The organism is Leifsonia sp. Y862 (genome assembly GCF_057669585.1).
The window spans coordinates 1,083,162-1,094,767 of the sequence record NZ_JBYHFR010000001.1; the positions used below are offsets into that span (position 1 = coordinate 1,083,162).

General features: G+C 64.0%; 10 protein-coding genes. 8 read left to right on the top strand and 2 right to left on the bottom strand.

The window, feature by feature from the left end:
- Positions 1 to 97: 97 nt before the first annotated feature.
- Positions 98 to 460: a GntR family transcriptional regulator gene (locus AC25Z0_RS05065; RefSeq protein WP_488132502.1), complete on the bottom strand. Its 363-nt coding sequence runs from the start codon at positions 458 to 460 to the stop codon at positions 98 to 100.
- Positions 457 to 1,494: a hypothetical protein gene (locus AC25Z0_RS05070; RefSeq protein ID WP_488132503.1), complete on the bottom strand. Its 1,038-nt coding sequence runs from the start codon at positions 1,492 to 1,494 to the stop codon at positions 457 to 459. The genes AC25Z0_RS05065 and AC25Z0_RS05070 overlap by 4 nt, the downstream gene beginning before the upstream one ends.
- Before the next feature lie 234 nt (positions 1,495 to 1,728).
- Here AC25Z0_RS05070 and AC25Z0_RS05075 point away from each other — a divergent pair, with 234 nt between their 5' ends.
- The 8 genes from AC25Z0_RS05075 (at position 1,729) to AC25Z0_RS05110 (ending at position 11,588) form a co-directional block, all read left to right on the top strand.
- The gene (locus tag AC25Z0_RS05075) at positions 1,729 to 2,625 is read left to right on the top strand and encodes a slipin family protein (protein WP_488132504.1); all 897 of its coding nucleotides are present in this window, start codon (positions 1,729 to 1,731) and stop codon (positions 2,623 to 2,625) included.
- Positions 2,626 to 2,809: 184 nt separating this feature from the next.
- Positions 2,810 to 3,451: a hypothetical protein gene (locus tag AC25Z0_RS05080; RefSeq protein WP_488119118.1), complete on the top strand. Its 642-nt coding sequence runs from the start codon at positions 2,810 to 2,812 to the stop codon at positions 3,449 to 3,451.
- A gap of 2 nt (positions 3,452 to 3,453) precedes the next feature.
- Entirely contained in the window at positions 3,454 to 5,031 is a 1,578-nt protein-coding gene (locus AC25Z0_RS05085; protein ID WP_488132505.1) for a DNA polymerase Y family protein, read from the top strand.
- A 30-nt stretch (positions 5,032 to 5,061) separates the two neighbouring features.
- The gene (locus AC25Z0_RS05090) at positions 5,062 to 8,466 is read left to right on the top strand and encodes an error-prone DNA polymerase (protein ID WP_488132506.1); all 3,405 of its coding nucleotides are present in this window, start codon (positions 5,062 to 5,064) and stop codon (positions 8,464 to 8,466) included.
- Between the two features lie 68 nt (positions 8,467 to 8,534).
- On the top strand, positions 8,535 to 9,383 hold the full coding sequence (locus AC25Z0_RS05095) for a DUF3097 domain-containing protein (RefSeq protein WP_488133113.1): 849 nt from the start codon (positions 8,535 to 8,537) through the stop codon (positions 9,381 to 9,383).
- Between the two features lie 204 nt (positions 9,384 to 9,587).
- Entirely contained in the window at positions 9,588 to 9,791 is a 204-nt protein-coding gene (locus AC25Z0_RS05100; RefSeq protein WP_026851477.1) for a cold-shock protein, read from the top strand.
- A 224-nt stretch (positions 9,792 to 10,015) separates the two neighbouring features.
- Complete coding sequence (locus AC25Z0_RS05105; RefSeq protein ID WP_488132507.1) at positions 10,016 to 10,882, top strand: ketopantoate reductase family protein; 867 nt, start codon at positions 10,016 to 10,018, stop codon at positions 10,880 to 10,882.
- 64 nt (positions 10,883 to 10,946) lie between these two features.
- Entirely contained in the window at positions 10,947 to 11,588 is a 642-nt protein-coding gene (locus AC25Z0_RS05110) for a TetR/AcrR family transcriptional regulator (RefSeq protein ID WP_488132508.1), read from the top strand.
- The last annotated feature ends 18 nt before the right edge of the window (positions 11,589 to 11,606 follow it).

Genomic DNA, 11,606 nt, shown 5'->3' on the forward strand with positions numbered 1-11,606 from the left:
AGCCCAATGCAACTCTGGCCCGCCCCAAGGGCGATCCACTAGCGTGAAACCGCTCGCGTCGACGCCTGGGATGAGATCCTCGCAAGACGAGCGATCCTTAGCCGGGCAGATGCGCCGCCTCTGTTTGCCAGACAGCGCGGAGGATGGCGATGGTGTCTTCGAGTGAAACGAGGGCGCCTTCACCTGCTTCCGCGAGAGCGCGGGCGCTCTCGATGACTGATTGTGGCGCTCGGGATGCGCCGGGGGCAACGCGGGTGCCCGCAGCTGTGCGGGTGACGATGAGTCCGTCGCGTTCCAGAGATTTGTAGGCCTTTGCTGCCGTGGCTTGTGCAACGCTGAAATCTCGAGCGGTTTGTCGCACCGTGGGCAGACGTTCGCCATCTCCAAGTTGTCCCGAGCGTATCGCCCCGCGGAATAGTGCGTCGATTTCGTCCGCGGAACTCGGTGTGGTCCCGGTCATCGACGTGCTCCAGCCTTAGACGCTTCATGCTCGGGTGCTGCGGAGCTCGAGCGACGTGCCGCGAATGCGGCACGGGCTGTGTCGACCGCAATTCGGAGCAAGAATGCGACCCCGGCAGCTTGGAGAGCGTACCCCAGCAGGTTCATGGGTCGAGCAATCACGTCGTAGCCACCGGCCACGAAAATGCGCGAGTACGACTGATTATCGGAAACCCACTGCTCGTCTAGCCCCACTAGAGCTTGCCCGGAGGAGCCGGTATGCATCCACACGGCTCCGAGCGTGGTGATGAGCCCACCGAGCAGGATGAACGTGAACAGCCGAGCGGTCAGCTCTCTTTCCGAACGCACGCTTGAGGCCGTCGATCGGGCGAACACAGGCCGGTTGGCGTCCGTGCGCAGCACGGCGACAAAAACGGCGCAGGCGAGTGCGAGCGCAATGAGCGTGGCGAGATGATTCGGCCATCCTGCGCCGGGCAGGTACCCGTACCCACTGTTGAAGCTTATGTAGATCGGCAAGTCGGTGTAGTCGGGAACGTTCCCAAAGAATGGCCCGTCTGCGGGCGCGGTTCTCGCGATCGCGATCTGCCACGTTGCAGTCAGTGCGAGCAGTGCGGCCGTGATTCCGGAGATCCAAAGCATGGTTCGAGACGCAAACGCATGCCATGGGCGGCGCGGAACAATGGACCGCTCACCTGGCGCAGGAAGTGGGCTCCGGCGAAGCGCCACGGCCGCGGCAGACACCACGAGGGTCGCTGCGAAGAGCGGCGCCGGCCGACGCCACCAACCATCAAAACCGGACGAGTCATACGTCGACACGGCGATCGCGCTGACCAACGTCGCGACAACAACCACGAACAAAGGCCCCGCAACTCCCGCCCACACGAGAGTTGCCGTGCGCCGTCCGGTCTGCGGCAGCGCAACAATCCGCCGCGGACGAATCCACGACAGCGCGAACAACATCAGGCCAAAGGTGATAGCCACCTCCAGCGGCAGCAGATCTTGAACGGTATGCACGAAGAGAAAGAGAAAGTTCATCTAGGCCCCCAGAACGGTCACTCGCGAGAGCCGCGAGTTTGTGCTGCAAAGCTAGCACAAGATTGTGCTATTGAGACAGTACAAACCTGCGCAGGGCGACTCAACGTCATTTGACGTGCCGCACATGTCGCACGACGTGCAGAATCACTGCAGATACCCCGCTGGATTGACCGCCCGTTCGGAGAGACAATTGAAGAGGTACATCAGCTATACGTGCCGGTGGAGATGGACCTCATGACTACTCTCATTGTCGTTTCGGTGATCGTCCTGGTTGTGGCAATCATCCTGCTTATCGCGTCCATCAGGGTCGTGAAGCAATATGAACAGGGCGTCGTATTCAGGTTCGGTCGGTTGATCGGCCTCCGGAAGCCAGGGCTGCGATTCATCATCCCGTTCGTCGACGTGATGCATCGGGTGTCGTTGCGGATCGTGACCCTGCCCATCCAGTCGCAGGGCATCATCACGCGCGACAACGTCAGCGTTGGAGTGTCTGCCGTCGCCTATTACCGAGTGGTTGACCCGGTCAAGTCTGTGGTCGCCATCGAGAATGCGCCTGCGGCCATCGACCAGATCGCCCAGACGACGCTGCGCAAAGTCATCGGGCAGCACTCCCTGGACGAAACGCTGGCTGAGACCGACATTCTCAATGTGAACATCCGTGAGATTCTCGACGGCCAGACGCTCGACTGGGGCGTCGAAGTGACCCTCGTTGAGCTCAAGGACATCCTGCTGCCGGAATCGATGAAGCGTGCGATGGCCAGGCAGGCAGAGGCCGAGCGGGAGAAGCGAGCCAAGATCATCAACGCCGAGGGCGAATCACTGGCGGCGGCCGCGCTGGGCGAGGCCTCTGACACCATGATGGCTCACCCGATCGCCCTGCAGCTGCGCAATCTGCAGTCCCTGGTGGAGATCGGCGTCGACAAGAACACCATCGTGGTCTTCCCCGCTCCCCTGATGAGCACGATCGGTGAACTCGGCACGTTCCTCGCGCGGGAAAGCGCCGCCAGCGGAACGAATGAACCGGGTTCTGAGCCGCGAGGGCCACGGGAATCGACCGAGCCGACAGAGCCGACCGAGCCGACCGAACCGACGGAACCCCCTGGGCCGCGTCGGGTGACGGTGCCAGTGTAGGTCTCCGGCGCGGCATCCGCCTGGGTGGAATGCGCTGAAAACGACACGCCGCGGCGACGCCACCCGGGTTGACTAATTAGAACACTTGTTCGATCATGAAGGTATGTCCTTGTCAGCTATGGTTACGCCTCCCCCCGCCTCGGCGCGGGAGCAGATCCAAGCACTGCAGCAGCGAATTTCGAGCATGCAGGCAACAAAACTTGAGACAAAAACGTTGCCGACCCTCTCGGCGCTCGCTGAGGTATTGCCCGGTGGCGCCCTGAAGCAGGGAGCGGCATATTCGGTCGACGGCTCAACCACCCTGGTCATGGCCATGCTGGCCGGCCCCTCGCAGAGTGGCGCGTGGTGCGGCGTGGTCGGCATGCCTGATTTCGGAGCCGAAGCGGCCAGCCGTTTCGGCATCGACCTCGAACGGCTCGTCTTCGTTCCCTCCCCCGGAGACCAGTGGCTGGCTGTGACAGCGGCTCTCGTGGACGTGCTCGCCGTGGTGGTCATGCGTCCGCCGCTGCGCACCAGCGACACCGATGTGGCCCGTCTTGGCGCACGTCTCCGCCAGCGCGGCTGCACACTCATCGTGATCGGCGACTGGCCGCAGTGCGAGGCCGAACTACGCATTGAGACCAGCACCTGGAGTGGGCTCGGCCGCGGGCACGGGTCGCTCACCGGGCGTGAGGTCACGATCAGTTCGTCTGGCCGGTCTTTTGCGGCCAGGGGGCGAAATGCCAGGGTGTGGCTGCCAGACGGCACCGACGGTTTTCAGCCGGTCGTTCCCGAACATCCGTTCCCCCAACACCACTTTCCCCCGCTGCGGGAGCTGGTCGGCTAACCATGTCAACACCCCTCACCCGCACGATCGTGCTGTGGTGCCCAGACTGGCCCATCAGCGCCGCACGTCGAAGCGAAGACATTCCAGCGGATGCTCCCCTCGCCCTCATCGACAAGGGCCTGGTTTTCGCCTGCTCTGCAGAGGCCAGACGTGAAGGCGTGAAACGGGGCTTGAAGCTTCGCGAGGCGCAACACCGCTGCACAGACCTGCTGGCGCTCCCCTACAATCCGGTGCACGACAGCCGCGCATTCGAACCGGTGATCATCCGCATCGAAGAGATGGTTCCCGGCGTCCAGTTGATCCGACCGGGAACCTCGGCCGTGCGTGCCAGGGGGCCTGAACGGTACTACGGCAGTGAGGAGCAGGCGGCATCCGCTTTGCTCACTGGCCTCGCCGAGATCGGCATCCCTGACGCACGTGTCGGGATCGCCGACGGGCCGTTCGCCGCCGAACAGGTGGCCAGAAGCACCAGCGGCAGTCCAGGAGACGCGGTACGTATCGTGCCCCTGGGCGAGACCCCCGGATTCCTTGCCCCGCTGCCCATCGACATTCTCGTCGACGACCGGCTCGGCACCCTGTTGCACCGGCTCGGCGTGCACACACTGGGGAGCTTCGCGGCGTTGCCGGCTCTCGACGTCGTACGTAGATTCGGCGGGGCAGGCGCGCAGGCCCACGAGAAAGCGAGCGGATACGAACGTGCGGCAGTGGTGGCACGCGTGCCACCGAAGCTGTTCGACACGGTGTCAGAGTTCGAACCGGCCCTCGATCGTACCGACCAGGTGACGTTCGCGATCCGCGCATCGGCTGAAGAATTCATCGCAGCCTTCACCGCGGCCAACCTGGTGTGCACGGCGCTCCGCATCGAGGTGAAGACCGAATCGGGAGAGATCTCTGAGCGTGGGTGGCTGCACCCGCGCTGGTTCAGCGCCAGTGATGTGGTCGACCGGGTGCGCTGGCAGCTTCAGGGTTCGCAGGCGATTGACAGCGGGCTCCGCTCCGGCATCGTTATGGTGCGCCTGTCGCCAGACCGCGTCGACGGCGCCAGCAACCACGAGCAGGGATTGTGGGGCCAGGGGCCAGACGAACGCATCCATCACGGGCTGACGCGCGTGCAGGGCATGCTCGGCCACGAGGGTGTGCTGACGGCGGTCATCGGGGGCGGGCGACTGCTGGCCGACCGCCAGATTCTGGTGCCGTGGGGAGACACGCCCGACGGCGATGGCGCGGCGCTGGAACGCGCCCAGGCGCAACCATGGCCAGGCAGCCTGCGCGGCACTGCCCCCGCGACCGTCTTCCAGACCAGGCGCCCTGTCGGCGTGGTGACCACGGCCGGAGAGAACGTTGACGTCGATGAGCGCGGGGCACTGAACGGTGAACCGGAGTGGTTTTCTCCCACCGGCCTAGCCGCCGAATATCGCCAGGTCGAAGCCTGGGCAGGCCCATGGCCGATCACCGAACGCTGGTGGGATCCGGCACGGGCAACTGCACTGCACCGTTTTCAAGTGGTTGACGTCGAAGGAAACGCCTGGCTGCTTGCCCTCGACGACCACCGCTGGTGGGCGGAGGCCCGCTATGACTAGGGCAGCTATGACTAGAGCAGGGACACGCTGATGGGCTGGAACAACCCACCGATCCCCTGGTCTGAACTGGAACGCAAGCTCTCCGACCGTCGTAGCCCCAGCCCGCCACCTGCGGATGGCGGCGACAGTCCAGCGTTCTCGAGGAAGCGCGAGAAGTATGAGCCACCGGAGCAGCAGTCACCGCGCCCGGCGCCCGGATCCGTCGTCCCGTACGCGGAGCTGCACGCGCACTCCAACTTCAGCTTTCTCGACGGGGCCAGCTCTCCTGAGCAGCTGCTGGAGGAAGCGGCACGGCTGGGCCTGCATGCACTTGCGCTGACCGACCACGACGGTTTCTACGGCGTGGTGCGCTTGGCGGAGACGGCAGAGAGCTACCCAGAGATGAAGACGGTCTTCGGCGCAGAGCTGTCGCTGGGCCTGAACACCCCGCAGAACGGCATCGCCGACCCTGAGGGCACCCACCTGGTGGTGTTGGCGCGCCGCGAAGAGGGCTATCACCGCCTCGCCTCCGCGCTGACCCATGCCCAGCTGGCCGGTGACGAGAAGGGCAAGCCGCTCTACGACCTCGACGAGTTGGCCGAGCAGGCGGCCGGACACTGGGTCGTGTTGAGCGGATGCCGGAAGGGCGCCGTTCGGCAGGCCCTCGCCATCGGTGGCCCCGCCGCTGCCGCCGCTGAGCTCGATCGCCTCGTGACCCTGTTCGGTCATGGCAACGTGTATGTCGAAGTGTTCGACCACGGGCATCCGGAAGACAGCGCCGTCAACGACACGCTGGCCGTGCTCGCCGAGGAGGCGGGGCTCCCCCTCGTCGCCACCAACAACGTGCACTATGCGAGCCCAGCAGAGCACCGACTGGCTGCGGCGCTCTCTGCCGTTCGTGCCAGGCGAAGTCTCGACGAGATGGACGGCTGGCTGCCAGCCAGCCCGAGTGCGCACCTGCGAAGCGGCGCTGAGATGGCGGCGTTGTTCGCGCGGTTCCCCACCGCAGTGAGCAACACGGTGCCGCTGGCCGACGAGCTAGCCTTCTCGCTACGACGGGCACGACCCAAGCTGCCCAGGCAGGATGTGCCGGATGGGCACACCCCCATGAGCTGGCTGCGGGAGCTGGCGTGGGCGGGCGCGGCCGAGAAGTATCCGCAGTACAACGACCTGGTGCGGGAGCGGATCGAGAAGGAACTCGCCGTGATCGAGGCCAAGGACTTCCCCGGCTACTTCCTGATCGTGCATGACATCGTGCAGTACGCACGCAGCAAGGGCATCCTCTGCCAGGGGCGCGGATCCGCCGCCAACTCGGCTGTCTGTTACGTGCTGGGCATCACCGCCGTTGACTCGATCTTTTACCGCCTGCCGTTCGAACGCTTCCTCTCCAGCCTGCGCGAGGAAGAGCCAGACATCGACGTCGACTTCGACTCCGACCGCCGTGAAGAGGTCATCCAGTACGTCTATCGCCGGTACGGGAGGCTGAATGCCGCCCAGGTCGCCAACGTGATCACCTATCGCCCCAAGTTCGCGGTGCGTGACATGGCCAAGGCGCTCGGCTACAGTCCTGGCGCGCAGGATGCCTGGTCGAAGCAGATCGAGCGCTGGGGCAGCGTGGTTGGCGGGGAAGACAACGACATCCCGGCATCCGTTATCGAACTCGCAGAGCAGGTGCTGAAGTTTCCCCGGCACCTGGGCATCCACTCAGGGGGCATGGTGCTGACCGACAGGCCCGTCGGGGAGGTCTGCCCGATCGAGCACGCGAGGAAGGAGAACCGCACAGTCCTGCAATGGGACAAGGACGACTGCGCCTGGATGGGTCTGGTCAAGTTCGACCTGCTGGGGCTCGGGATGCTCGCCGCCCTGCAGTACGCCTTCGACCTCATCGCAGAGCAGACCGGGGAGCGGTGGGGACTCGACACCATCCCGCGTGAAGAGCAGGGCGTGTACGACATGCTCTGTGTCGCCGACTCGATCGGCGTGTTCCAGGTGGAGAGTCGCGCTCAAATGGGAACTCTCCCCCGCCTGCAGCCGCGGCGCTTCTACGACCTCGTCGTTGAGATCGCCCTCATTCGGCCAGGTCCGATCCAGGGCGGGGCTGTGCACCCCTATATTCGCCGCAGGACGGGGCAGGAAGAGGTCACCTACCTGCACCCGAAGCTGGAGCCGGTGCTCGAGCGCACCCTGGGTGTTCCGCTGTTCCAGGAGCAGCTCATGCAGATGGCGATGGCCGTCGGCGGCTGCACTGGAGAGGACGCCGACCTGCTCCGGCGAGCCATGGGGTCCAAGCGCGGCATCGAGAAGATCTCGTCGCTGAAGGCCAAGCTCTACGCCGGCATGGCAGAAAACGGCATAACAGGGGATGTCGCGGACTCCATCTACGAGAAGATCGAGGCGTTCGCGAACTTCGGGTTCGCCGAGAGCCACTCGATCAGCTTCGCCCTGCTGGTGTACGCGAGTGCCTGGCTGAAACTGCACTACCCAGGCGCGTTCCTGGCCGCGTTGCTCCGCGCCCAGCCCATGGGCTTCTACTCCCCACAGACCCTGGTAGCGGATGCCAGGCGGCACGGCGTCGAGGTACGTCGCCCCGACATCACTCGCTCTGGCGCTGAGGCCGGGCTGGAATTGGTCGATGGGGCGACAGCCCTTGCCGACACGCTCGACAGTTGCCTCGCCGCAGAGCAGCCTCCTGTGCCGCCCTTTGAGCGGTCACGGGGCTCGCAGACGGCAGAGCATCGGAGGGACGGCGCATTCGCGGTACGGCTCGGCCTGGCAGAGGTGAGCGGTATCGGGGGTGCGCTCGCCGAGGCCATCGTCGCGGAGCGGGACGCTGCCGGACCCTACCTGTCGATGGCAGACGTGTCACGCAGGGCCGGGCTCTCGACTGAGCAGCTGGAGGCGCTCGCCGCGGCCGGTGCCTTCGAGTCGTTCGGCCTCGAGCGCCGCGAGGCACTGTGGAATGCCGGCGACGCCGCGCAGGACAAGGCGAGCTATCTGCGTGACTCCGTGGTCTTCGTGCAGCCGCCGCTGCTGCCCATGCTGAGCGAGGCAGAGCAGGTGGTCTACGACCTGTGGGCAACGGGCATTTCAACCGATGATCACCCTGTGCGGCACGCCAGGTCCCAGCTGGAGGCCAGGGGCGCCCTGCGCGTCGACCAGCTGGCCACACACGAATCCGGCCGACGTGTCGAGGTTGGCGGCGTGGTAACCCACCGCCAACGACCCTCAACAGCCGGCGGTGTCACGTTCATCAACCTGGAGGATGAGACAGGAACGCTCAACGTGATCGCCGGCGTCGGCGTGTGGAATCGGTATCGCCGGATCGCGAGGGAATCGCCAGCATTGGTGGTGCGCGGCATCCTGGAACGCTCGCCGGAGGGCATCACCAACTTGATCGCCGACAAGTTCGAAAGCCTCGCGCTGGGCGCCCAGACGCGCTCACGGGATTTCCGCTGAGTGCCAGCGCACGCCTGCCATGCAGCACGTTCGGCCAACCGAGTTCGACTAACGTCGATGAGGTGATGATGGACGATCGATACGGCTCCGATGTGCTCTCCCCCGGATGGAGAGACGCAGGCAAGAAGAACACCCGAACCCAGGAAGCAACCCGCGACCTCGTCGTCGAAGAGGTGGTGACGGGCTTCTGCGGTGCGGTGATTCGCATTGAGAAGAACATCGTCACCCTCGAAGACCGGCACGGCAAACTGCGGCTGTTCCCGCTCGGAGCCGGTTTCCTCCTCGACGGAGAACCCGTCGTGCTCGTCAGGCCGGCAGCAGCTGCCCCACAGGGGAAGGCGCGTACGGCGTCAGGGTCGCTCGCCGTCGCCAACGCCCCCGCCAGGGTGGCGAGGGCCAGCCGCATCTTCGTCGAGGGACGACACGATGCAGAACTCGTCGAGAAGGTGTGGGGTGCCGACCTCCGCATCGAGGGCGTCGTCGTCGAGTACATCGAGGGTGTCGACAATCTGGCGGAACTGCTCGACGAGTTCCGACCAGACGCGACACGCCGAGTCGGTGTTCTCGTCGACCATTTGGTTCCCGGATCGAAGGAGAGCCGAATCGCCGATGCCGTGGCGCGCGGACCGTATGGAAAACACGTTCTCGTGGTGGGACATCCGTACGTTGATGTCTGGCAATCGGTCAAACCACAGCGCCTTGGACTCACGACCTGGCCGACGATTCCCCGCTCAATCGAGTGGAAGCACGGCATCTGCGACGCCCTCGGCTGGCCGCATGACGAACAAGCCGACATTGCGATGGCCTGGAAACGCATTCTTGGGCAGGTGCGTTCGTTCATGGATTTGGAGCCTGAATTGCTGGGCCGCGTGGAGCAATTGATCGATTTTGTAACGGCTGAGAAAATCCGTTCATAACGCTTTGGAACACATTCTTGAGAGAAACCGGTGAAAAGTCAGGTTCGTGGGCTAGTGTCTATAAAGAAGTTGTAGTGCTTGCACGTCTTAAAACGCATCGATCTCGGTTGATGCGCCACATTCCTTTCGGAAGCGGACGACGAATACCGCGACGAACGGTTCCGACAGTCGGAACCGATCTAACACTCCTGGAGGAGTTTCATAATGGCAACAGGTACCGTGAAATGGTTCAACGCTGAAAAGGGCTTCGGCTTTATTGCACCCGATGACGGAAGCGCTGACGTGTTCGCACACTACTCGGCAATTGCTTCGAGCGGCTACAAGTCCCTCGACGAGAACCAGAAGGTTGAGTTCGAGGTCACCCAGGGCCCCAAGGGTCCCCAGGCTGAGAACATCCGCGGCCTCTAAATAGAGCCGCGCGGATCTTCTAGAACCGCATAGTTCTTCGGAACTAATCGCAACGCCCCTGCTTCGGCAGGGGCGTTGCTTCGTTAACCCGCGAAGGATGCCGCCAGGACTCGCACGGGTGAGATCGCGCTTAACTCCGGATCGCTAATCGGAATTAACCATTCCGTTTAGTGTAGATTCGTTGCGGAATAGCTAATTCCGCTTAGCGACCTGAGGGAGCTGCCATGAAGATTCTTGTATACGGTGCCGGTGTCACCGGGAGTCTGTTCTCTGTCCGCCTGCATGAGGCCGGGCACGACGTCGCGCTCCTCGCCCGAGGCGAGCGACTGGCAGCCCTGCGCGAGCACGGCGTGCTTCTCGCTGAGGGCGACAGTCCGGCCATCAAGCACGTCCGGGTTCCCGTAGTCGAGCGCCCGGACGGCCTCTACGACCTGACAGTCGTCTTCGTCCGCACCCATCAGGTGGACGCCGTGCTCGAGTCAATTGCCGGGCACACCGGCGACGTACTGTTCCTGCTGAACTGGGCGACCGGTCCGGAGCCACTGGGCGCGGTAATCGGCCGCGAGCGTGTGCTGCTCGGCTTTCCTCCAGAAGCCGGCACCATGGATGGAGAGGTGGTTCGCTACAGGGCTGCCTCACTGATGACCCGCCTGGTCTCAATGCCGATCGGCGAACCCGATGGCCGTACCACTCCGCGACTGGAACGAATCGTGCAGACGTTTCGCTCCGCAGGAATCAACGCCAAGGCTGAACCCCGGATTGACGCCTGGCTCAAGACACACGCTGCGTTCGAGGTGCCGCTCGGGCAGGCCGTGCACGCTGCGGGCGGTCCGACGTCTCTGGCCCGTAACCCAGACGCGATACGCAATATGGTCCGGCGCATGAAGCAGAACCTCGAGGCCCTGCCGACTCGGCCGGTCCCGCGTGGCTTCAACGCGTTACGCACTGTGCCCGAAGGCGTACTCGTGACCCTGTTCGGGCAGTTTTTGCGCAGCGCGGCGGCTGCACCCCTCGCCACCGCGTCGCCTGCGGTGTCCGCCGAACTCGACCGGATGGCCGAGCAGGTGCGCGCCTTTGCGAGCGGACGTTAGACGGCATTCCCGTCGACGGGTGAGAACCCGATGGTGGTGACTCATCCGAGACGATAATGGATTCATGCCAATCGACGAATCCCTCACGCGCGCCAAGCGGAAAGACGCGGCCCTGAACAACGAGCGTCTGGTGCAGGCGGCGCGTGAGGTGTTTGCGCGGCGGGGCCTTTCTGCAACGCTGGAGGACATCGCTCAGCACGCGGGAGTTGGGGTTGGAACCGTGTACCGAAATTTCGCCAGCAAACGAGAGATCATCGAAGCCTTGTACGAAGCGGCAGTTGACTCTGCCCTGGCCGACGTGCAAATCGCATTGGAGATCGAAGACCCGTGGCGAGCAATCGTGACCTTCTTTGAGATCACTGCGGCAAATCAGGCGCAGGATCGCGGTTTGTGTGAGACGTTCCTCGGACACGACGGCATCGGGCCTAACGAGCGCATCGCCGAGAATCTCGTTGCTGTTCTATCTCCTTTGTTCCACCGAGCCAGCAAGGCTGGAGTTCTCCGCGAAGGAATATCTGTCACGGACATCGGCCCGATCTTCGCAATGCTCAACGGTGTCTACCGAATGAGCGACGAAAGTCCAGACCTGTGGCGACGGTATCTGGTTCTCATGCTCGACGGCCTCCGCGCCTGCGACCGGCCAGCTCTTCCTGTGCCTGCGTTAGATCTCGCCTCGTTCAAAACTGCACTCTCTGCTGGCGGCTGAGTGCTTACGGAAACATGG